The sequence below is a fragment of the Enterobacter sp. UPMP2061 genome, assembly GCF_053709615.1.
This window is the reverse complement of sequence record NZ_JBSKJP010000001.1, coordinates 142,884-164,562: the sequence shown is the minus strand read 5'-3', so window position 1 is coordinate 164,562 and position 21,679 is coordinate 142,884. Positions and strand designations below refer to the sequence as shown.

19 protein-coding genes are annotated in these 21,679 nt (G+C 53.6%); 9 read left to right on the top strand and 10 right to left on the bottom strand.

Features of this window, described 5'->3' with window-relative positions; all coding sequences use genetic code 11:
* Positions 1-4 precede the first annotated feature (4 nt).
* On the top strand, positions 5-1,051 hold the full coding sequence (locus tag ACWKXX_RS00810; protein ID WP_015571268.1) for a PLP-dependent cysteine synthase family protein: 1,047 nt from the start codon (positions 5-7) through the stop codon (positions 1,049-1,051).
* A 41-nt stretch (positions 1,052-1,092) separates the two neighbouring features.
* Here ACWKXX_RS00810 and cof read toward each other — a convergent pair whose 3' ends face one another.
* A complete protein-coding gene (gene cof / locus ACWKXX_RS00805) occupies positions 1,093-1,911 on the bottom strand; it encodes an HMP-PP phosphatase (RefSeq protein WP_017383195.1) in 819 nt (272 codons plus the stop codon).
* A gap of 101 nt (positions 1,912-2,012) precedes the next feature.
* On the opposite strand from cof, the gene ACWKXX_RS00800 reads away from it, so the two are divergent.
* Positions 2,013-3,713: an SgrR family transcriptional regulator gene (locus ACWKXX_RS00800; protein WP_252066784.1), complete on the top strand. Its 1,701-nt coding sequence runs from the start codon at positions 2,013-2,015 to the stop codon at positions 3,711-3,713.
* A gap of 66 nt (positions 3,714-3,779) precedes the next feature.
* Positions 3,780-4,475, top strand: coding sequence for a 7-cyano-7-deazaguanine synthase QueC (gene queC, locus ACWKXX_RS00795; RefSeq protein ID WP_015571271.1), 696 nt, complete (start codon positions 3,780-3,782; stop codon positions 4,473-4,475).
* 62 nt (positions 4,476-4,537) lie between these two features.
* Here the strand turns inward: queC and ACWKXX_RS00790 are convergent, their stop codons facing one another.
* The 9 genes from ACWKXX_RS00790 to bolA all read right to left on the bottom strand — a co-directional run bounded on the left by ACWKXX_RS00790 (position 4,538) and on the right by bolA (position 14,902).
* Positions 4,538-4,936 (bottom strand): YbgC/FadM family acyl-CoA thioesterase, encoded by a 399-nt coding sequence (locus tag ACWKXX_RS00790; RefSeq protein WP_017694410.1) that lies wholly within the window; start codon positions 4,934-4,936, stop codon positions 4,538-4,540.
* 97 nt (positions 4,937-5,033) lie between these two features.
* On the bottom strand, positions 5,034-5,414 hold the full coding sequence (locus ACWKXX_RS00785; protein WP_017383193.1) for a helix-hairpin-helix domain-containing protein: 381 nt from the start codon (positions 5,412-5,414) through the stop codon (positions 5,034-5,036).
* Positions 5,415-5,562: 148 nt separating this feature from the next.
* Entirely contained in the window at positions 5,563-7,434 is a 1,872-nt protein-coding gene (ppiD, locus tag ACWKXX_RS00780; protein ID WP_017383192.1) for a peptidylprolyl isomerase, read from the bottom strand.
* 212 nt (positions 7,435-7,646) lie between these two features.
* Positions 7,647-7,919 carry a nucleoid-associated protein HU-beta gene (gene hupB, locus ACWKXX_RS00775; RefSeq protein WP_002444653.1) on the bottom strand — a complete coding sequence of 91 codons (273 nt, stop codon included), beginning with the start codon at positions 7,917-7,919 and terminating at the stop codon, positions 7,647-7,649.
* A gap of 210 nt (positions 7,920-8,129) precedes the next feature.
* The gene (gene lon / locus ACWKXX_RS00770; RefSeq protein WP_014882775.1) at positions 8,130-10,484 is read right to left on the bottom strand and encodes an endopeptidase La; all 2,355 of its coding nucleotides are present in this window, start codon (positions 10,482-10,484) and stop codon (positions 8,130-8,132) included.
* 184 nt (positions 10,485-10,668) lie between these two features.
* Positions 10,669-11,943: an ATP-dependent protease ATP-binding subunit ClpX gene (clpX, locus tag ACWKXX_RS00765; RefSeq protein WP_015571275.1), complete on the bottom strand. Its 1,275-nt coding sequence runs from the start codon at positions 11,941-11,943 to the stop codon at positions 10,669-10,671.
* 127 nt (positions 11,944-12,070) lie between these two features.
* The gene (gene clpP / locus ACWKXX_RS00760) at positions 12,071-12,694 is read right to left on the bottom strand and encodes an ATP-dependent Clp endopeptidase proteolytic subunit ClpP (RefSeq protein WP_006809880.1); all 624 of its coding nucleotides are present in this window, start codon (positions 12,692-12,694) and stop codon (positions 12,071-12,073) included.
* A gap of 260 nt (positions 12,695-12,954) precedes the next feature.
* Positions 12,955-14,253 carry a trigger factor gene (tig, locus tag ACWKXX_RS00755; RefSeq protein WP_015571277.1) on the bottom strand — a complete coding sequence of 433 codons (1,299 nt, stop codon included), beginning with the start codon at positions 14,251-14,253 and terminating at the stop codon, positions 12,955-12,957.
* Positions 14,254-14,584: 331 nt separating this feature from the next.
* Entirely contained in the window at positions 14,585-14,902 is a 318-nt protein-coding gene (gene bolA / locus ACWKXX_RS00750; RefSeq protein WP_003859051.1) for a transcriptional regulator BolA, read from the bottom strand.
* Positions 14,903-15,205: 303 nt separating this feature from the next.
* Between bolA and ACWKXX_RS00745 the strand changes: the two genes are divergently transcribed.
* The 6 genes from ACWKXX_RS00745 to ACWKXX_RS00720 all read left to right on the top strand — a co-directional run bounded on the left by ACWKXX_RS00745 (position 15,206) and on the right by ACWKXX_RS00720 (position 21,669).
* Positions 15,206-15,784, top strand: a complete 579-nt coding sequence (locus ACWKXX_RS00745) for a lipoprotein (RefSeq protein WP_003859052.1) — start codon at positions 15,206-15,208, stop codon at positions 15,782-15,784.
* Between the two features lie 45 nt (positions 15,785-15,829).
* Positions 15,830-17,305: a muropeptide MFS transporter AmpG gene (gene ampG / locus ACWKXX_RS00740; RefSeq protein ID WP_017383190.1), complete on the top strand. Its 1,476-nt coding sequence runs from the start codon at positions 15,830-15,832 to the stop codon at positions 17,303-17,305.
* Positions 17,306-17,783: 478 nt separating this feature from the next.
* Positions 17,784-18,731, top strand: a complete 948-nt coding sequence (gene cyoA, locus ACWKXX_RS00735) for a cytochrome o ubiquinol oxidase subunit II (protein ID WP_006809886.1) — start codon at positions 17,784-17,786, stop codon at positions 18,729-18,731.
* 16 nt (positions 18,732-18,747) lie between these two features.
* Complete coding sequence (cyoB, locus tag ACWKXX_RS00730) at positions 18,748-20,739, top strand: cytochrome o ubiquinol oxidase subunit I (protein ID WP_017383189.1); 1,992 nt, start codon at positions 18,748-18,750, stop codon at positions 20,737-20,739.
* Positions 20,729-21,343 (top strand): cytochrome o ubiquinol oxidase subunit III, encoded by a 615-nt coding sequence (locus tag ACWKXX_RS00725; protein ID WP_003859057.1) that lies wholly within the window; start codon positions 20,729-20,731, stop codon positions 21,341-21,343. The genes cyoB and ACWKXX_RS00725 overlap by 11 nt, the downstream gene beginning before the upstream one ends.
* The gene (locus tag ACWKXX_RS00720; protein ID WP_006809888.1) at positions 21,343-21,669 is read left to right on the top strand and encodes a cytochrome o ubiquinol oxidase subunit IV; all 327 of its coding nucleotides are present in this window, start codon (positions 21,343-21,345) and stop codon (positions 21,667-21,669) included. The genes ACWKXX_RS00725 and ACWKXX_RS00720 overlap by 1 nt, the downstream gene beginning before the upstream one ends.
* Positions 21,670-21,679 lie beyond the last annotated feature (10 nt).

The window sequence follows — 21,679 nt, the reverse complement described above, 5'->3', positions numbered from 1 at the left end:
TACGATGAATAGCAACTGGGTTAAACATGCCATCAGCGAAATAAATGCCGACTATCAGCGCTCGGCAGACACCCACTTGATCCGCCTGCCTCTGCCTGGATTTCCCGGCATTCAGCTTTACCTGAAGGATGAAAGCACCCATCCTACCGGCAGCCTGAAGCATCGCCTGGCGCGTTCACTCTTTTTATACGGTTTATGTAACGGCTGGATCAAAGAAGGCACCACGATTATTGAATCGTCGTCCGGATCAACTGCCGTTTCCGAAGCCTACTTTGCCCGCCTGCTGGGCCTCCCGTTCATCGCCGTGATGCCCTCCTGCACGGCGAAACGTAAAGTCGAACAGATCGAATTTTACGGCGGACGCTGCCACTTTGTGGAAAGCGCCTGCGAAATCTATGCGGCCTCCGAAATGCTGGCCCGCGAACTGAATGGTCACTATATGGACCAGTTCACCTTCGCCGAGCGCGCCACCGACTGGCGCGGCAATAATAACATTGCGGATAGCATTTTCCGCCAGATGACCCACGAGCCGCATCCTGTTCCCTCTTACATTGTCATGAGCGCGGGCACGGGCGGAACCTCCGCCACCATCGGACGTTATATCCGCTGTCAGGGTTATGATACGCAGCTGATGGTGGTTGACCCGCAAAACTCGGTGTTCCTCGATTACTGGCAATCCCGCGATGCCAGCCTGCGCAGCCCCGTGGGGAGCAAGATCGAAGGGATTGGTCGCCCGCGCGTCGAACCCTCGTTCATTCCGGACGTTGTGGATGAGATGCTCCGCGTGCCGGACGCCGCCAGCGTCGCGACGGCGCACTGGCTGGAGACACAGCTTGGCCGTAAAGTCGGGGCTTCCACCGGCACCAATATGTGGGGCGCGCTACAGCTGGCCGCGAGGATGCGCGAAGAAGGCCGTACCGGCTCTGTCGTCACGCTGCTGTGTGACAGCGGGGAGCGCTACCTGGACACCTATTACAACGCAGAATGGGTGCAGGCAACTATTGGCGATGTAGAACCGTGGAAAGCGCAGATTTCGCAGCTGGTGAAATAAAAAAAAGCCAGGCTAAAGCCTGGCTTGCTGGAAGGGTCTCACTATTCGGGGGAATATGGGAGGTTATTTTTGTCCAGCCAATGCGTCAAAAAATGGGACACCGCTTCGTTACGACAGTGTCCGATAACCGGTAAATGCGGGAGCGCGGCAATAAGTTGCGGCATCGCGTTCCCCATAATCAGTCCACGACCCACGCTGCTCAGCATCTCGTGGTCGTTCATGGCGTCACCAAAGGCCATACAGTCCTGCATCGTCAGCCCCAGATGATCGCTCAGCACCGCCAGCGCAGATCCTTTGTTACAGCCCACCGGCAGCACTTCAAGGCAGTCCACCGCCGAGAAGGTCAGGTGCGCCCGGTCGCCCAGCGCCTCGTTAAGCTGAATACGCAGGCGGCAGAGATCGTCGTGATCGCCACAGAAGCAGATCTTGGTCACCTTGTGTGCCGGAATGCGGCGCAAATCGATAAGCTGATATTTAAAGCCGCTGTAAACGTGAGCGTGCAGCAAGGCCGGGATCTCACGCCCGGTAAACCAGCCTTCATCATTAAAAACATGCACGCTGGCCTGCGTATCCCAGGTGCTGTGCAGGACAATGTCCGCCACTTCCGGATTCAGATCCTGACGGTGCAGCATATTGCCGTCGACGGAGTGAATGCGCGTCCCGTTGCCGGTGATCAGGAACGCATCGAGGGCAAATGTTCCCAGCAGATGGCGCATCTCGAGAACATGACGACCAGTGGCAAACGTCAGGGTGACTTCACGCTCGCGCAGGCGCTTAAGTGTGTTCAGGGTTTTCTCCCCTAAACGGTGATCCGGCATTAACAGCGTGCCGTCCATATCAAATGCAGCGAGCCGAGCCATAATTACTCCCGAAATGTGATGCGGTTAACTTGTGCATCAGTATTACGTGAGATATACGGAAGTAATAGTGAATAGATGATAATTATTGTTCCGGGTTTTTCATGCGCCAGCTTAATCGTCTTAACCAGTATCAGCGTCTGTGGCACCCCTCCGCCGGCGCACCGCAGCAGGTTACCATCAGTGAACTTGCCAGCCGCTGCTTTTGCAGCGAGCGACATGTTCGCACCCTGCTGCGCCAGGCGCAGGAGGCGGGCTGGCTAAGCTGGCACGCCCGCTCCGGACGAGGTAAGCGTGGGGAATTACGCTTTCACGTCACCCCGGACTCGTTGCGTAATACGATGATGGAAGAGGCCCTGAAAAGTGGACAGCAGCACAACGCGCTGGAGCTGGCCCAGCTCGCGCCTGAAGATTTGCGATCGCTGCTGCATCCGTTTATGGGCGGGCAGTGGCAGAACGATACGCCGACGCTGCGTATTCCCTACTATCGCTCGCTGGAGCCGCTTCAGCCGGGGTTTCTCCCTGGCCGGGCGGAGCAGCATCTGGCGGGACAGGTATTCTCAGGTTTGACGCGTTTTAATGGTACCAGCAGTGAACCCACGGGCGATCTGGCGCATCACTGGGAAATCTCCGCTGAGGGCCTGCGCTGGCATTTCTACATTCGCTCCACCCTGCACTGGCATAACGGCGATAAAATAGAGACGGCACAGCTCCGGAAAAGCCTGACGGCGCTGTTATCGCAGCCCGGCATGGGCACGCTTTTCCGCAGCGTCTTACGTATCGAAACCACGCATCCGCAGTGCCTGACGTTTATTCTCCATCAACCTGACTACTGGCTGGCGCACAGGCTGGCAACCTACTGTAGCCGTCTGGCGCATCCCGATTACCCCGTGGTGGGCAGCGGTCCCTTTCGACTGAGCGTTTTTGAGCCTGAACTGGTGCGTCTGGAAAGCCACGAGCAGTATCACCTTGGCCATCCGTTGCTTAAGGCTATCGAGTACTGGATCACGCCCCAGCTTTTTGACTACAGTCTGGGCACCAGCTGTCGCCACCCGGTGCAAATCGCCATTGGCGAGGCCGACGAGCTGGCCAGCCTGCGGCTGGTGAGTAACAGCACCAGTCTGGGTTTCTGCTACCTCACGCTGAAACAGAGCCCACGTCTGAGCGAACTTCAGGCAAAGCGGCTGATTAATATCATTCATCTCTCAACGCTGCTGCACACGCTTCCCCTGAACGAAGGGCTCATCACCCCTACCGAGGAACTGCTTCCCGGCTGGGCGATCCCCCAATGGCCTGATTTAACCGACGTTGCGCTGCCAGAGGCATTGACGCTCGTCTACCACCTGCCGGTTGAGCTTCACACCATGGCCAGCCAGTTAAAAGCATACCTTGCGCGGCAGGGTTGTGAACTGACCGTCATCTTTCACGACGCCAAAACGTGGGACGGGTGCCAGCAGCTTGCCGATGCAGACATCATGATGGGAGACAGACTGATTGGCGAAGCGCCAGCGTACACGCTTGAGCAGTGGCTCCGCTGCGATGCGCTCTGGCCGCATCTGCTGAGCGCACCGGCATACGCCCATTTGCAGGCCACGCTGGATGCGGTGCAGACGCAGGCCGACGAACGTGACCGACACGCAGGACTTCAGGCTATATTCAGCCGGTTAATGGAGACAGCCGTCCTGACGCCGCTCTTTAACTACCAGTATCAAATCAGCGCGCCTCCGGGCGTCAACGGCATACGCCTTAACACTCGCGGCTGGTTTGACTTCACCGAAGCCTGGCTTCCTCCCCCAAACGCGTGAAGAAGCTGGTCGCCGCTTTAGCCAGGCGTTAACATGACGCTTTTACTGTAACTGTCGAGATGATCTATGAAACGTGCCGTCGTCGTGTTCAGCGGAGGACAAGATTCCACCACCTGCCTGATTCAGGCGCTTCACCAGTATGATGAAGTGCACTGCGTCACTTTTGATTATGGTCAGCGTCATCGCGCTGAAATCGATGTCGCTCGTGAACTGGCCCTCAAACTGGGCGCCCGCGCTCATAAAGTGCTGGACGTGACGCTGTTAAATGAACTGGCCGTCAGCAGCCTCACCCGCGACAGCATTCCGGTGCCTGATTACGAACCGGATGCCAGCGGCATTCCGAACACCTTCGTACCGGGCCGCAACATTCTCTTCCTGACCCTGACGGCGATCTATGCCTACCAGGTGAAAGCCGAAGCGGTGATCACGGGCGTATGTGAGACCGACTTCTCTGGCTACCCGGACTGCCGGGATGAATTCGTGAAAGCACTCAATCACGCTGTCGATCTGGGAATGGCAAAAGAGACCCGCTTCGAAACGCCGCTGATGTGGCTGGATAAGGCTGAAACCTGGGCCCTGGCCGACTACTGGGGCAAGCTGGATGTTGTTCGCAACGAGACCCTGACCTGCTACAACGGCATTAAAGGGGACGGCTGCGGGCAGTGTGCCGCCTGTAACCTGCGCGCGAACGGTCTGAATCATTATTTTGCGGATAAAGCGGGCGTGATGGCCGCGATGCAGAAAAAGACCGGGCTGAAATAAGGGCTACCTGACCGTGCTGTCGAACGGTAAGTGTCGACAGCACAGTTATTCCTGAACATTTCTTACGCGATCATCAGCTCCAGCTTTTCGCGCAACTCCCCTTCCAGCGGCAACGCTTTCTGGGTTTTGAGATCGATACAGACAAAGGTGATCAGCGCATCGGCCACCACCTGCCCTTCTGGCTCCAGCGTAACGACCTGGCTCAATACACCACTTTTGCCATTCAGTTGTTGGACCTCACTGGTCACGGTGAGCACATCCCCCAGCACAGCCGGGCGGCGGTAGTTAATGTTGATATTGACGACCACAAACGCGATGTTGTGTGCGGTCAGCCACTGGAAGCTTTCGCTGTTCTCCAGACCGTCCCAGCGCGCCTCTTCAAGAAATTCAAGGTAGCGGGCGTTATTGACGTGCTGGTAAACATCGAGGTGATAACCACGGACTTTGATTTGTGTCTGCATAGCGCAATAGCCTTTCGTTGTTATAGGTTCAGAGGTCATAACTGGTATGACCTCTTTATCCTGGCAAATTTTTGCCGCAGTGCAAGTGATTACGCGATTACAGCGTCAGGTGTGCGAGATTGCGCTCAACCAGCGCGCTGCCCATACCCGGCACCTGCTTGAGATCGTCAAGGGTTTTGAAAGGGCCATACTCTTCACGATAGCTGACGATGGCCTGCGCTTTTTTTAGACCCACACCATTCATAACGCGAGCAAGATCGTCCGCAGAGGCAGTATTGATACTGACCCGCGTACCCTCGTCCTCAATGGCTTTCGTGCTGGCCGTCGCGTTGGCTTTAACATGACCTTGTGACGTTGCATCGGCCTGGTTTTGTGCAGCCTGCGCTTTAACCGAGGGGGACGCCGCCAGCGCGCCCGCACTCATCCCGGAAGTGGCAATAGCCAGTGTAATTAACAGTGCTTTGATTCCACATTTCATGCTGTTTTCTCCTTGTTTGTTGACAGCCACGCCACGATAACCGCACGGGAAAACAGGGACAAACAACAGATTGCAGAAATGGAAAAGGCCGCGAAAGCGGCCTTTAGTTTTTGCAGAGCGTTACTAAAATCTGCGAGCAGATACGTAATTATTGCTCCTGAGTGACCACATCACCCAGTTTGATTTTGGCTTCTTTACGCAGGTTGCTCATCATCGCTTCGAAAGCAATCTGGGCATTGTTCTGGGTAATTCCCTGAACCATGGCCTTCTTCTGCGCGTCTGGCAGCGTACCGGCTTTTACTTCATCCAGCGCCAGAAGCACCACGTTACCCTGCATATCGGTCGTGGTGCCAAAGACAGGTTTGTCTTTCGCCGGCAGGCTCAGGCCAAACGCCGCCTGGCTGACAGGATCCTGACCGGTACGGCTCAGCGTTTTTGCTTCGCCAAAGCTCAGGCCAGCCGCTTTCAGCGCATCGTTCTTACCGGCTTTCAGATCGGCCAGAATTTTCTCTGCATCCAGTTTTGCCTGCTGTGCCGCTTTGTTGTGTTTGACCAGCGCCACCACCTGATCTTTCACTTCCGCCAGGGGCTTCACTGCCTCGGCTTTGTGCTCGCTGACGCGCAGTACGAACGCACGGTCACCGTCAACGGTAATGATGTCTGAGTTGCTGCCCGGCGTACCGTTCTCACCGACCAGACCACCATTGAAAATGGCATCTGAAACTGGTTTGAAGTTCAGTTCTTCCGGCAGGTTTTCGTGGCTGAACCAGCCCGTCTCAACCGCTTTAACGCCAGCAGCCTGCTCAGCACCCGCCAGTGATTCGTTGTCGTTGCTTGCGGCATCGCTCACTTTCTGTTGCAGAGCATAGAAGGCGTCCAGCGCTTTCTCCTGCTTCACTTTCGCAGCGATATCATCACGAACGTCAGCCAGCGGCTTGGTTTTCGCCGCCACAACATCGTCCAGACGCGCCACCAGGAAACCAACGGAGGATTTGATTACACCAGACAGTTGGCCTTTCTCTTTCAGGCCTGCATTTTTCAGCTCGTCCGGGGTAGTGGACTCTTCCAGCCAGCCCATATCACCGCCGTTTTTGGCAGAAATAATGTCGGTGGATTTTGCTTTCGCTAAGGTGGCGAAATCAGCGCCTTTGTTCAGCTCGTCCAGCACGGCTTTCGCTTCTGCTTCCGTTTTGGTCTGGATCACGCTGTAACGGTTACGCTGCGGCTGAGTGAACTGATCCTGATGCTGGTCGTAATAAGACTGGATCTCGGCGTCAGTCGCGTTTTCCTGCATCGCAGCTGCATCCAGCTTGATATAGCTTACGCGGAACTGTTCCGGAGAGATGAAGTTGTTCTTGTTTTGCTCGTAGTAAGCATTAACTTCAGCGTCGCTAACCTGCTGTTTCGCTGCCAGTGCGTTGACATCAATCGTCGCTTCACGCACCACGCGTTGCTGCGCCACCAGTGCCGCCAGCTCTTCAGTTTCGCCTTTCAGCATGAAATCGGTGCCCACCACCGCGTTGATCAGCTGTTGCGTGGTCAACTGGTTACGCAGCGCCTGAGCGTACTGGTCAGCCGTCATACCCATCTGGTTAACAATGCTGTTGTAACGCGCGTTGTCGAACTTCCCATTAGACTGGAAAGCCTGCGTCGAGAAGATGGCTTTTTTAACCTGCTCATCGCTGATGCCCAGACCCAGGCTTTTCGCGTACTGATCCAGCAGCGCTTCGTCGATAAGGCGGTTCAGCGTCTGCTGACGCAGGTTTTTCATATAGCCTTCGTTGGCTGCAAGTTCAGAGTATTGGTCGCCCAGTTGCTGCTGCATGCGGTTACGTTCACCAGCAAAAGCGTTCTCGAACTGCCCACGGCTAATTTCCTGGCCATTCACTTTTGCGGCGTAGTTCGCGCCACCGCCGATGAGGTAACTACTCACACCGGTCAATATGAACGACACGATAATGATACCGAAAATAATCTTGAGCACGAGACTGTTAGCAGCCGTGCGTAAGCTGTCCATCATGGTGTAACAACACTCCGCTGTAGGTGACTGGTTACCTGACGCTGACGGAAAATCCTGACCGTCGCGCGTAAAGGCGTATTGTGACAAGAAAACAGGGCAATTGTCAGCCCACAACTCGCATAAACTCGCACAAATCAGGTCTGGACAAACAAAAAAGGCACATCAAACGATGCGCCCTTGTACTTTTCAGCTTCCCTGGAGCGGGAAAGCAATCAGTTTACTGCGTCTTTCAGCGCTTTACCTGCACGGAAACCCGGCACTTTAGCGGCAGCAATGGTGATCTCTTTACCGGTCTGAGGGTTGCGGCCAGTACGGGCTGCACGCTCTTTAACCGCAAAAGTACCGAAGCCTACCAGTGCAACGTCGTCCCCAGCTTGCAGAGATTCAGTAACAGAAGCAATTAAAGCATCTAAAGCACGTCCCGCTGCAGCTTTAGAAATATCAGCACCCGCAGCAATTTTGTCAATCAGTTGAGATTTATTCACTGTTCTCTTCCTCTCTTTATAATTTATATCGCACCTGAATCCTTCACAGCGCGACCGCGCAGCAGTTATATCAGTCCTGCTATGACCTTACAACACCCGTTGTTGATGGCTAACCCAATCAGCAATCTAAATTAGCTATACAAAAAAAGGCTGGCAAGTACGAAATGACTTACCAGCCTTGTTTTTATTGGCGCTCTTTGCGCGAGGTCACTATTTTGCGGTTACAACCTGCATTCCGGACGGTTCATTTTGCAGTGCGAGAGTCAGAACTTCCTCAATGCGTTTCACCGGATGGATCTGCAAATCGGCAATAACGTTGTCCGGAATCTCTTCCAGATCGCGTTTATTTTCGTAAGGGATCAATACGGTTTTGATCCCACCGCGGTGTGCCGCCAGCAGTTTTTCTTTTAACCCGCCGATAGGCAGTACCTGACCACGCAGCGTAATTTCACCGGTCATGGCCACATCAGCACGAACCGGGTTCCCTGTCAGGCAGGAAACCAGCGCCGTACACATGGCAATACCCGCGCTTGGGCCATCTTTCGGCGTCGCCCCTTCCGGAACGTGAACGTGAATGTCGCGTTTTTCGTAGAAATCCGGGTTGATACCCAGTTTTTCCGCACGCGCGCGCACCACGGTCAGCGCCGCCTGGATGGACTCCTGCATCACTTCACCCAGTGAACCGGTGTAGGTCAGCTTGCCTTTGCCCGGGACACAGGCGGTTTCGATGGTCAGCAGATCGCCGCCCACTTCCGTCCATGCCAGACCGGTCACCTGACCAACGCGGTTTTCGTTGTCCGCACGACCGTAGTCGAAGCGCTGAACGCCAAGGTAAGCATGCAGATTGTCGCCGTTAATCACAATGTGCTTCAGGCTCTTATCCAGCAGCAGCTGTTTCACCGCCTTACGGCACAGCTTAGAGATCTCACGCTCGAGGCTACGCACGCCCGCTTCACGGGTGTAATAGCGAATGATGCCAATAATCGCGCTGTCCTCGACGGTCAGCTCGTTGGCTTTCAGCGCGTTACGCTCAATCTGTTTCGGCAGCAGGTGCTGCTTAGCAATGTTCAGCTTCTCATCTTCGGTATAACCGGAGAGACGGATCACTTCCATACGGTCCAGCAGCGGGGCCGGAATGTTCATGGAGTTGGAGGTCGCCACGAACATCACATCGCTCAGGTCGTAGTCCACTTCCAGGTAGTGATCGCTGAACGCCACGTTCTGTTCTGGATCAAGCACTTCCAGCAGCGCCGACGCAGGGTCGCCACGCATGTCCGAAGACATTTTGTCGATCTCATCGAGCAGGAACAGCGGGTTTTTAACCCCCACTTTCGCCATCTTCTGGATCAGCTTGCCCGGCATGGAACCGATATAGGTGCGACGATGGCCGCGGATTTCCGCTTCATCGCGTACGCCGCCCAGCGCCATACGGATATACTTACGTCCGGTCGCTTTGGCGATGGACTGGCCCAGAGAGGTTTTACCCACGCCTGGAGGCCCTACCAGGCACAGAATTGGGCCTTTGATTTTGTTCACACGGCTCTGTACCGCGAGGTACTCAAGAATGCGGTCTTTCACGCGTTCCAGGCCGTAGTGGTCGGTATCGAGGATTTCCTGCGCCTGACGCAGGTCTTTTTTGACCTTGCTGCGGGCATTCCACGGAACCTGCACCATCCACTCAATATAGCCGCGCACGACGGTCGCCTCTGCCGACATCGGAGACATCATTTTCAGCTTCTGCAACTCAGCTTCGGCTTTCTCTTTCGCCTCTTTCGGCATCTTCGCCGCGTCGATCTTACGCTTCAGCGCTTCGTTTTCATCCGGCGCATCGTCCATCTCGCCGAGCTCTTTCTGAATGGCTTTCATTTGCTCGTTCAGATAGTACTCACGCTGCGATTTTTCCATCTGCTTTTTGACGCGGTTGCGAATGCGCTTCTCAACCTGGAGCAGATCGATCTCAGACTCCATCATCGCCATCAGGTATTCCAGACGTTCGTTAACGTCGGACATTTCCAGCACGGACTGTTTGTCAGCAAGCTTCAGCGGCATGTGCGCAGCGATGGTATCCGCCAGACGTGCAGGATCGTCGATGCTGTTCAGCGACGTCAGCACTTCAGGTGGGATTTTCTTATTCAGCTTGATGTAGCCTTCGAACTGGCTGATCGCGGTGCGTACCAGCACTTCCTGTTCGCGCTCATCAAGTTCCGGTGAATCAAGGTACTCTGCCTTCGCAGAGAAGTGCTCGCCATCGTCTGACAGAGTGGTAATACGCGCACGCTGTAAGCCTTCCACCAGCACCTTCACGGTGCCGTCTGGCAGCTTCAGCATCTGCAAAATAGAGGCCACGGTCCCGACGGTGAAAAGATCGTTTACACCCGGCTCATCCGTTGATGCTTCCTTCTGCGCGACCAACATGATTTTTTTATCATGATCCATGGCGGCTTCGAGGCAACGGATAGATTTTTCCCGCCCTACAAATAAGGGTATGACCATGTGCGGATAAACCACCACATCGCGCAACGGCAATACGGGGATTTCAATGCGTTCAGAACGCTCAGGATTCATAGAGCTCTCTCTTAGTTTAGTGTCCGCCAGGTAAACTGGTCATGTAACTGTGCTTCACACAACCATTAACATGTAATCCAGTATATGGGGATGTTTCCCATACATTCAACGCCATGAATACGGAAAAAGTAAAGGGGAGATAAAATCCCCCCTTTTTGATTAACTGATTGTATGAAATGGTGAATTATTCGCCAGATGCCTGCTGCGCTTCCGGTTTACCGTAAATCAGTAACGGCTTGGACTGGCCACCAATGACGGACTCGTCGATCACGACTTTTTCAACGTCTTCCATAGAAGGAAGATCGTACATCGTGTCGAGCAATGCTGCTTCTACGATAGAACGCAGGCCACGGGCACCGGTTTTACGCGCCATCGCTTTCTTGGCAATCGCGTCCAGTGCTTCGTCACGGAATTCCAGCTCAACGCCTTCCAGATTAAACAGCGCCTGATACTGCTTGGTCAGCGCGTTTTTCGGCTCTTTCAGGATCTGAATCAGCGCGTCTTCGCTCAGTTCGTTCAGGGTCGCCACAACAGGCAGACGGCCGATAAATTCCGGAATCAAACCGAATTTGATCAGATCTTCCGGTTCAACCTGCGCCAGCAGCTGGCCTTCGTTTGGTTTTTCAGACGTGGCTTTCACCGTTGCGCCAAAACCAATGCCGGAGCCGGTTTCCACACGGTGAGAGATCACTTTATCCAGGCCTGCAAACGCACCACCACAGATAAACAGGATCTTGGAGGTATCAACCTGCAAGAATTCCTGCTGCGGATGTTTACGCCCACCCTGCGGTGGAACAGCCGCAACCGTACCTTCAATCAGCTTCAGCAGCGCCTGCTGCACGCCCTCGCCCGAGACGTCACGGGTGATCGACGGGTTGTCTGATTTACGGGAGATTTTGTCGATCTCATCGATATAGACGATCCCGCGCTGGGCTTTCTGTACGTCGTAATCGCACTTCTGGAGCAGCTTCTGGATAATATTTTCAACGTCTTCACCCACATAACCGGCTTCGGTCAGGGTGGTGGCATCCGCCATGGTGAACGGAACATCCAGCAGGCGCGCCAGCGTTTCCGCCAGCAGGGTTTTACCAGAACCCGTAGGCCCGATCAGCAGAATGTTACTTTTGCCCAGCTCTACGCCATTGCTGGTATCGCCGTTACGCAGACGTTTGTAGTGGTTGTATACCGCCACCGCCAGCACTTTTTTCGCCTGCTCCTGACCAATGACATAGTCGTCCAGGTGGTGGCGAATCTCGTGTGGCGTTGGTAACGCGCTGCGCTCACGGTGCGGCGCGACTTCTTTAATCTCTTCGCGAATGATGTCGTTACATAAATCGACGCATTCGTCGCAGATATACACGGACGGCCCGGCAATCAGTTTACGCACTTCATGCTGGCTTTTGCCGCAAAAAGAGCAGTACAGCAGTTTGCCCGAACCATCTTTGCGTTTATCTGTCATGAGTCCAAACCTCTTTTTAAGTTCTATGTGCCGCACATGACGACGCAAATGCCATTCTCAGACGCAAGCTGCTTACAGGCAACGTTCCGCCCTACCTTAGTATAGCGGCACACTCGCGTCGCGGGCATCAATTACGATGGGTCAAAATGGAGTCGACTAAGCCGTACTCAACTGCCTCTGGTGCAGAGAGGAAGCGATCGCGCTCGGTATCGCGCTCGATCTGCTCGAGAGGTTGACCCGTATGCTGCGCCATAAGTTCATTCATGCGCGCTTTTACTTTCAGAATTTCTCGGGCGTGGATTTCAATATCCGTCGCCTGGCCCTGGTAACCACCCAGCGGCTGGTGAATCATCACGCGGGAGTTAGGCAGGCAGAAACGCTTACCTTTCGCCCCTGCGGTTAACAGGAAAGCACCCATGGACGCCGCCTGCCCCATACAGATGGTGCTGACATCCGGCTTGATGAATTGCATGGTGTCATAAATTGACATGCCCGCCGTAATCACACCGCCTGGCGAGTTGATGTACAGGTAAATGTCTTTTTCCGGGTTTTCCGCTTCCAGGAACAGCATCTGCGCCACGATCAGGTTAGCCATATGGTCTTCCACCTGGCCGGTCAGAAAGATAACGCGTTCCTTGAGCAGACGGGAATAGATATCGAAAGAACGCTCACCGCGTGAGGTCTGTTCAATAACCATTGGCACCAGCGCCATATGGGGTGCAAAGTTATCTCGTTCGCCACTGTATGACATTTCCGTCTCCTGGTTCAAAATTGAAAACACCTGCTGTACTGATTGTAACCTTATGGACGGATTATCAGCCAGTCTCAATCATCGTGATTACATACTAATGGGGGTCGTCATGCCCTATTTCAAGCATAACAACGTTTTGTTGTAACGCTAACACTGAAAGGGCGTTTTAGCACCCTTCCAGGACTAAAGCTGTGATAAAAAAAACCCGTCGCCGGAGGGCAACGGGTTTTTTGTTCAAACTTTAAACCGTCGGGGCGAAATTATGCCTGCTGGTTCATCAGTTCGGTGAAAGAGGTCTCTTTTTCGGTCACTTTCGCTTTCGCCAGTACCGCTTCAACAGCCTGCTCTTCCAGTGCGACGTTGCGCATGTTGTCCATCAGCTCTTTGTTCTTACCGTAGAACTCGATCACTTCTGATGGGTCTTCGTATGCAGAAGCCATCTCTTCGATCAGGCCTTTCACACGCTCTTCGTCAGCTTTCAGCTCGTGGGTACGAATCACTTCGCCCAGCAGCAGGCCGACAACAACGCGACGTTTCGCTTGCTCTTCGAACAGCTCGCGTGGCAGTTCCATCGCTTGCTGCTGGTTGCCACCGAAGCGCTGTGCAGCCTGACGGCGCAGAACGTCGATTTCGCTGTCGATCAGGGCAGCAGGAACGTCGATGTCGTTCGCTTTCACCAGACCTTCAATCGCCTGAGACTTCACGCGGTTACGTACAGCGCCGTTCAGCTCGCGCTCCATGTTTTTACGCACTTCGGTACGCAGACCCGCAACAGAACCATCTTCCACGCCGAAACGCTTGATGAATTCTTCAGTCAGTTCTGGCAGTTCGCGCTCTTCCACTTTCTTCAGGTTGATAACGAACTTCGCTGCTTTACCTTTCAGGTTTTCAGCGTGGTATTCTTCAGGGAAGGTCACGTCAATGGTGAACTCTTCGCCCGCTTTGTGGCCTTTGATACCGTCTTCGAAGCCTGGGATCATACGACCCTGGCCCATCGCCAGTACGAAGTCAGACGCTTTACCGCCTTCGAACTCTTCGCCGTCTACAGAACCGGTGAAGTCGATGGTTACGCGGTCTTCCGCGTCAACAGCGCCTTCTTTCTCTTTCCAGTTCGCCTGCTGCTTGCGCAGGGTATCCAGCATGCCGTCAACGTCTTCGTCAGTCACGGAAACGATCGGTTTTTCAACTTCGATAGATTCCAGACCTTTCAGCTCAACTTCCGGGTACACTTCGAACTCTACGGAGTAGGTGAAGTCTTCGCCCTGCTTGTATTCACCTGGAACGTAGTTCGGCGCGCCGGCTGGATTGATTTTTTCTTTGATGATCGCGTCGATAAAGTTGCGGCTCATCAGTTCACCCAGCACATCCTGACGCACGGAAGCGCCATAACGCTGAGCAACAACATTCATTGGTACTTTGCCCTTGCGGAAGCCGTCAATACGTACTTTTTTTGCTACGTTGACCAGCTCGCTTTTCACAGCAGTTTCGATGCTGTCAGCAGCGATAGTAATCGTTACACGGCGGCCAAGGCCTTGAGTGGTTTCAACTGAAACTTGCATCTTGTTACCTCAAAAAAATCACAGTGCTCGGTCAACTCTGAATCTGTCTGTTATACCGGGATGCTCTCTTATGTGCAGATTCACATTCCCTGTCGCCAGAATCATCCCGAAGACATTCAATAAGACGCGGCATTATAGCGGCATCACTTAGGTGAGTCGAGAACGGTTGGAGCATGTTGCTGCGGCTTTTTTCACACTTTAAGGCTATTTTTAGCCTTAAAAACGCGCCATCCGCTCAAAACTCAGACAAAACAAAACGGCCCGAAGGCCGTTTTGACGAAATCTGTAAGCAACATACTGGAAAAACTCCGGCGGTTGCAAATCCGATTTATCAGGCGATGGTGCCTGCACCCCGACAAGGCGGTGATGCGAATACCGTATCCTGTAGCCCTTCCCATTCCTTAATGGTGTAGGTATGCAGCGCCAGCGCATGTACGGTTGTGGAGAGTTCTTCCGTCAAGGTGCTGTAGATCAAGCGGTGTCGGTTCAGGAAACGTTCTCCCGTGAAGCGATCGCTGACCAGAACCACTTTAAAGTGGCTTTCAGAACCTGCCGGCACGTTATGACGATAGCTTTCGTCGACAACTTCGAGAAACACAGGGTTGAACGCTGCCCTTAATTTTTCTTCTATCTGTTCACGTATCATCATGAAATCACTCCTCCGACAACGCTAAGGTGTCACCCATCCCTTTAAATATTAGCCGCTTTTACCGGTTCCATTACACCTTGACAACAAATATTTAGCTTTCGTCTGATTTTCTCATCCAAACGAATGAAGTTCACTATGAGGTTCATACGTTTTGTCACTTACAGGCAGAGAAAAGCGGAAAGGTGGTCAGTTTTCGGACAAGGCGATGAATTTACATGCGTTGACCACTTCCCCTGGCCGTTAGCGATGTTATGATGGCGGCAATTTTTCTCTCTTTGCTTACGATTCGTTGAGAACCCGAAAATGTTAAAAAAACTCTTCTTTCCGTTGGTAGCACTCTTTATGCTCGCCGGCTGCGCGACTCCGCCGACGACCATTGACGTTTCACCAAAAATTACCCTGCCTCAGCAGGATCCAAGCCTGATGGGCGTCACAGTCAGCATTAATGGCGCCGATCAGCGTCAGGACCAGGCGCTGGCGAAAGTGACTCGCGACAACCAGCAGGTCACGCTGACCGCCTCCCGCGACCTGCGCTTCCTGTTGCAGGAAGTGCTGGAAAAACAGATGACCTCCCGTGGCTACATGATTGGCCCAAGCGGCGCGGTTGATCTGCAAATCATCGTGAACAACCTGTACGCTGACGTCTCCCAGGGTAACGTTCGCTACAACATTGCGACCAAAGCCGATATCGCCATCATTGCTACCGCGAAGAACGGCAATAAAATGAACAAAAACTACCGTGCAAGCTATTCCGTTGAAGGCGCATTCCAGGCCTCCAACAAAAATATCGCTGACGCGGTTAACAGTGTGCTGACTGACACCATTGCCGACATGGCACAGGACACCAGCATTCACGACTTCATCAAGCAGAACGCCCGTTAATCCTGCTGACTGACCCGGTGCTTCACCGGGTCAGTTCATAAGAACATGTCCAGTCACTACTTACGTATTTTCCAGCAACCGAAATCAGCTATTCTGCTGATCCTTGGTTTCGCCTCCGGTTTACCCCTTGCGCTCACCTCCGGCACGTTACAGGCGTGGATGACGGTTGAGAACATCGATCTTAAAACCATTGGTTTCTTCTCGCTCGTCGGCCAGGCTTACGTCTTTAAGTTCCTGTGGTCGCCGGTGATGGATCGCTATACCCCACCGTTCCTCGGGCGCCGTCGCGGCTGGTTAGTGATGACGCAGGTGCTGCTGTTGCTGGCCATTGCCGCAATGGGTTTCCTTGAGCCGTCAACACAGCTGCGCTGGATGGCCGCGCTTGCGGTGGTCATCGCCTTCTGCTCCGCTTCGCAGGACATTGTTTTTGACGCCTGGAAGACGGACGTCCTGCCAGCAGAAGAGCGTGGCGCCGGTGCGGCAATCAGCGTGCTTGGCTACCGCCTGGGTATGCTGGTTTCCGGCGGGCTGGCCCTCTGGCTTGCCGACCGCTATCTCGGCTGGCAGGGAATGTACTGGCTGATGGCCGCTCTGCTGATCCCCTGCATTATTGCCACGCTATTCGCGCCTGAACCGAGCGATGTGATTCCGGTCCCCCGCTCGCTGGAGCAGGCCGTCGCCGCACCGCTCCGCGATTTCTTTGGTCGCAATAATGCCTGGCTGATCCTGCTGCTGATTGTCCTTTATAAGCTTGGCGACGCTTTCGCCATGAGTCTGACCACCACCTTCCTGATCCGCGGCGTCGGGTTTGATGCGGGCGAAGTCGGCGTGGTGAACAAAACCCTGGGACTGTTTGCCACGATCGTCGGCGCGCTGTACGGCGGTGTATTAATGCAGCGCCTGACGCTGTTCCGCGCTCTGCTGATCTTCGGCATCCTTCAGGGCGCATCGAATGCCGGTTACTGGCTGCTGTCGATCACCGACAAGCATATGATCAGCATGGCGACGGCGGTATTCTTTGAAAACCTGTGTGGCGGTATGGGCACTGCGGCATTTGTCGCCCTGCTGATGACGCTGTGCAATAAGTCATTTTCCGCCACCCAATTTGCGCTACTGTCTGCCCTTTCTGCCGTCGGGCGCGTATACGTTGGCCCCGTCGCGGGCTGGTTTGTTGAAGCTCACGGCTGGCCGACGTTTTATCTCTTCTCGGTGGTGGCGGCGGTGCCGGGGATTTTATTGCTGCTGGTCTGTCGCCAGACGCTGGAATATACCCAGCGGACGGAACACTTCATGCCGCGCACGGAATATCAGGCTGCCTATCGGTTTGCCCTGCGTCTGCTGATGGCTGGTTGTCTTGCGCTGGTAGTGTGGCTCGCGGTACTCATCTTGAATGCGACGACCACCTTGTCGCTTCCGTTTGAAACCCAGCTGCTTGATGCAGGGGTGTTACTCGCCATCGTGGGTATCCTGACCGGTGGGATGCTGGATTTCATGTCATTGCGGAAAACGCAGATGACATGAAGTAAAAAGCGAAAGGTTATTTCCCGTTGTAATAACGACACGAAATTATAACGGCGAAATAACCGCCATCGGCAAAAAAAATATTTGTTGTTTTGTGCGGGATAGCATTCGGAAATTATTGGAGCTTATTTCGCTACGCTATTTTCCGTTAAACGATTCAGCATTCGAAAGATTGAATTTTCGTTTTTTAGTTGTCTTTTTATTGATAATTAATTGTTAATTATTTGTGTGTTTTTCACAATGGTTATACCAATTGTCCCTTTTGCGGTATGCTGGGGCACCCTTTCGTTATAACGCCCGCTCCGTGCGGCTTCCCCCGGAAAACGCGACATAATTTGCAACACTTGTGACATGTGCGGCAGAACCCGGTAACACCTTCCTGACACAGGGCTAATGATGTTTACAGTAATGTAACCTTCCCGTAAAATGCCCCCACACTTTAAACGCCACCAGACTCCCGTGGAATTGAGGTCGTTAAATGAGACTCAGGAAATACAATAAAAGTTTGGGATGGTTGTCATTATTCGCAGGCACTGTATTACTCAGTGGCTGCGATTCTGCACTACTAGACCCCAAAGGACAGATTGGACTGGAACAACGTTCATTGATACTGACGGCTTTTGGCCTGATGTTGATTGTGGTTATTCCTGCCATCTTGATGGCTGTTGGTTTCGCCTGGAAGTATCGTGCGAGCAATAAAGATGCGAAGTATAGCCCTAACTGGTCACACTCCAATAAAGTGGAAGCTGTGGTCTGGACGGTACCTATTCTGATCATCCTGTTCCTTGCTGTACTGACCTGGAAAACCACTCACGCACTTGAGCCGAGCAAACCGCTGGTTCACGATGAAAAACCTATTACCATTGAAGTGGTCTCCATGGACTGGAAATGGTTCTTCATCTATCCAGAACAGGGCATTGCTACCGTGAATGAAATCGCCTTCCCGGCGAACACTCCGGTTCAGTTCAAAGTGACCTCCAACTCCGTAATGAACTCCTTCTTCATCCCACGTCTGGGCAGCCAGATTTACGCGATGGCCGGTATGCAGACTAACCTGCACCTGATCGCGAATGAAGCAGGCACCTACGACGGTATCTCCGCCAGCTATAGTGGCCCGGGCTTCTCGGGTATGAAGTTCAAAGCTATCGCTACGCCAGACCGCGCGACTTTCGACCAGTGGGTTGCAAAAGCGAAGCAGTCTCCAAACACCATGTCTGACATGGCGGCGTTCGAAAAAGTGGCTGCACCTAGCGAATACAACAAGGTGGAGTACTTCTCTAACGTGAAACCGAATCTGTTCAAAGACGTTATTGGCAAATTTATGGATCACGGCATGAGCATGGACATGACCCAGCCTGAAGGCGAGCACAACACGCACCAGGGTATGGAAGGCATGGACATGAGCCACGCGGAAACCGCTCACTAAGGGGCCGAGGAAGAAAATGTTCGGAAAATTGACACTGGATGCAGTGCCCTACCATGAACCGATTATTATGGTTACGGTGGCTGCAATTATCATTGGTGGCGCGGCCTTAGTTGGCCTGATCACTTACTTCGGTAAGTGGAGCTACCTGTGGAATGAGTGGCTGACTTCGGTTGACCACAAAAAACTCGGTATCATGTACTGCATCGTCGGTATCGTCATGTTAATTCGTGGCTTTGCGGATGCAATCATGATGCGTAGCCAGCAGGCGCTTGCGTCTGCGGGCGAAGCCGGCTTCCTGCCACCGCACCATTACGATCAGATCTTTACCGCCCACGGCGTTATCATGATCTTCTTCGTGGCGATGCCGCTGGTAATCGGTCTGATGAACGTGGTCGTTCCGCTGCAAATCGGCGCGCGCGACGTTGCGTTCCCGTTCCTGAACAACCTGAGCTTCTGGTTCACGGTTGTCGGCGTTATCCTGGTTAACCTGTCACTGGGTGTGGGCGAATTTGCTCAGACTGGCTGGCTGGCCTACCCGCCGCTGTCGGGAATTGAGTACAGTCCGGGCGTGGGCGTTGACTACTGGATTTGGGCGCTTCAGCTCTCCGGTGTCGGTACCACCCTGACCGGTATTAACTTCTTCGTGACCATCCTGAAGATGCGTGCACCAGGTATGACGATGTTCAAGATGCCAGTATTTACCTGGGCATCTCTGTGCGCCAACGTCCTGATTATCGCGTCGTTCCCAATTCTGACCGTCACCATCGCGCTGCTGACCCTGGATCGCTATCTGGGTACCCATTTCTTCACGAATGATATGGGTGGCAACATGATGATGTACATCAACCTGATTTGGGCCTGGGGTCACCCGGAAGTGTACATCCTGGTTCTGCCGGTGTTCGGTGTGTTCTCCGAAATCGCGGCAACCTTCTCGCGTAAACGCCTGTTTGGTTACACCTCTCTGGTGTGGGCAACCGTATGTATTACCGTCCTGTCGTTCATCGTCTGGCTGCACCACTTCTTCACCATGGGTGCGGGTGCCAACGTAAACGCCTTCTTCGGTATTACCACCATGATTATCGCGATCCCGACCGGGGTTAAGATCTTCAACTGGCTGTTCACCATGTACCAGGGTCGTATTGTGTTCCACTCAGCTATGCTGTGGACCATCGGCTTCATCGTGACCTTCTCCGTAGGTGGGATGACCGGCGTACTGCTGGCGGTACCAGGTGCTGACTTCGTTCTGCACAACAGTCTGTTCCTGATTGCGCACTTCCATAACGTTATCATCGGTGGCGTGGTCTTCGGCTGCTTCGCTGGTGTGACCTACTGGTGGCCAAAAGCGTTCGGTTTCACCCTGAACGAAAAATGGGGTAAACGCGCGTTCTGGTTCTGGATCATCGGCTTCTTCGTGGCGTTTATGCCGCTGTACGTGCTGGGCTTCATGGGGATGACCCGTCGTCTGAGCCAGCAGATCGATCCGCAGTTCCACCCAATGCTGATGGTTGCAGCGGGCGGCGCAGCGCTGATTGCCTGCGGTATTCTGTGCCAGCTGATTCAGTACTACGTGTCTATCCGTGACCGTAACCTGAACCGCGACCTGACCGGTGACCCATGGGGTGGTCGTACGCTGGAGTGGGCGACCTCTTCTCCGCCTCCGTTCTATAACTTTGCCGTAGTGCCGCACATTCACGAGCGTGATGCATTCTGGGAAATGAAAGAAAAAGGTGAAGCGTACAAGCAACCTGAGCATTACGAAGAGATCCATATGCCGAAAAACAGCGCCGCGGGCATGGTCATTGCCGCTTTCGCAACGGTATTTGGTTTCGCAATGATCTGGCACATCTGGTGGATGGCGATTGTTGGCTTCGCTGGCATCGTAATCAGCTGGATTGTGAAGAGCTTTGACGAGGACGTGGACTACTACGTACCAGTCCGTGAAGTTGAAAAGCTGGAAAACCAGCATTTTGACGAGATTTCTAAAGCGGGGCTGAAAAATGGCAACTGATACTCTGGCGCACTCAACTGCCCACGCGCATGAACATGCGCACCATGATACAGGACCGACGAAAGTCTTCGGTTTCTGGATCTACCTGATGAGCGACTGCATCCTGTTCTGCTGTCTGTTCGCAACCTATGCCGTTCTGGTGAACGGGACAGCGGGCGGCCCGACCGGTAAGGACATCTTTGAACTGCCGTTCGTTCTGGTTGAAACCGCACTGCTGTTATTCAGCTCCATCACCTACGGCATGGCGGCTATCGCCATGTACAAAAACAACAAGAGCCAGGTTGTCTCCTGGCTGGCGTTGACCTGGCTGTTTGGTGCTGGCTTTATCGGGATGGAAATCTATGAATTCCATCACCTGATCATGGAAGGTTTCGGCCCGGATCGTAGCGGCTTCCTGTCAGCGTTCTTCGCGCTGGTAGGCACCCACGGTCTGCACGTGACCTCGGGTCTGATCTGGATGGCGGTGCTGATGTTCCAGATCTCCCGTCGCGGCCTGACCAGTACTAACCGTACCCGTATTATGTGCCTGAGCCTGTTCTGGCACTTCCTGGACGTGGTATGGATCTGTGTGTTCTCTGTTGTCTATCTGATGGGGGCGATGTAATGAGTCATTCTAACGATCATGGCGCTTCCCACGGCAGCGTAAAAACCTACATGACAGGTTTCATCCTGTCGATCATTCTGACGGTGATCCCGTTCTGGATGGTGATGAACGGTTCTGCATCTAAGCCGGTTATCCTGGGCGCAATCCTGGTGACCGCGGTGATTCAGATTCTGGTGCATCTGGTTTGCTTCCTGCACATGAACACCAAGTCCGATGAAGGCTGGAACATGACGGCCTTTATCTTTACCGTGATTATCATCGCTATCCTGGTAGTCGGTTCCATCTGGATTATGTGGAACCTTAACTACAACATGATGGTTCACTAAGAGCGGCGAG

Bases quoted from the DNA above. Each gene is read 5' to 3' on its own strand.
- ACWKXX_RS00810 (WP_015571268.1), top strand. From the start codon at position 5: ATGAATAGCAACTGGGTTAAACATGCCATCAGCGAAATAAATGCCGAC.
- cof (WP_017383195.1), bottom strand. From the start codon at position 1,911: ATGGCTCGGCTCGCTGCATTTGATATGGACGGCACGCTGTTAATGCCG.
- ACWKXX_RS00800 (WP_252066784.1), top strand. From the start codon at position 2,013: ATGCGCCAGCTTAATCGTCTTAACCAGTATCAGCGTCTGTGGCACCCC.
- queC (WP_015571271.1), top strand. From the start codon at position 3,780: ATGAAACGTGCCGTCGTCGTGTTCAGCGGAGGACAAGATTCCACCACC.
- ACWKXX_RS00790 (WP_017694410.1), bottom strand. From the start codon at position 4,936: ATGCAGACACAAATCAAAGTCCGTGGTTATCACCTCGATGTTTACCAG.
- ACWKXX_RS00785 (WP_017383193.1), bottom strand. From the start codon at position 5,414: ATGAAATGTGGAATCAAAGCACTGTTAATTACACTGGCTATTGCCACT.
- ppiD (WP_017383192.1), bottom strand. From the start codon at position 7,434: ATGATGGACAGCTTACGCACGGCTGCTAACAGTCTCGTGCTCAAGATT.
- lon (WP_014882775.1), bottom strand. From the start codon at position 10,484: ATGAATCCTGAGCGTTCTGAACGCATTGAAATCCCCGTATTGCCGTTG.
- clpX (WP_015571275.1), bottom strand. From the start codon at position 11,943: ATGACAGATAAACGCAAAGATGGTTCGGGCAAACTGCTGTACTGCTCT.
- clpP (WP_006809880.1), bottom strand. From the start codon at position 12,694: ATGTCATACAGTGGCGAACGAGATAACTTTGCACCCCATATGGCGCTG.
- tig (WP_015571277.1), bottom strand. From the start codon at position 14,253: ATGCAAGTTTCAGTTGAAACCACTCAAGGCCTTGGCCGCCGTGTAACG.
- bolA (WP_003859051.1), bottom strand. From the start codon at position 14,902: ATGATGATACGTGAACAGATAGAAGAAAAATTAAGGGCAGCGTTCAAC.
- ACWKXX_RS00745 (WP_003859052.1), top strand. From the start codon at position 15,206: ATGTTAAAAAAACTCTTCTTTCCGTTGGTAGCACTCTTTATGCTCGCC.
- ampG (WP_017383190.1), top strand. From the start codon at position 15,830: ATGTCCAGTCACTACTTACGTATTTTCCAGCAACCGAAATCAGCTATT.
- cyoA (WP_006809886.1), top strand. From the start codon at position 17,784: ATGAGACTCAGGAAATACAATAAAAGTTTGGGATGGTTGTCATTATTC.
- cyoB (WP_017383189.1), top strand. From the start codon at position 18,748: ATGTTCGGAAAATTGACACTGGATGCAGTGCCCTACCATGAACCGATT.
- ACWKXX_RS00725 (WP_003859057.1), top strand. From the start codon at position 20,729: ATGGCAACTGATACTCTGGCGCACTCAACTGCCCACGCGCATGAACAT.
- ACWKXX_RS00720 (WP_006809888.1), top strand. From the start codon at position 21,343: ATGAGTCATTCTAACGATCATGGCGCTTCCCACGGCAGCGTAAAAACC.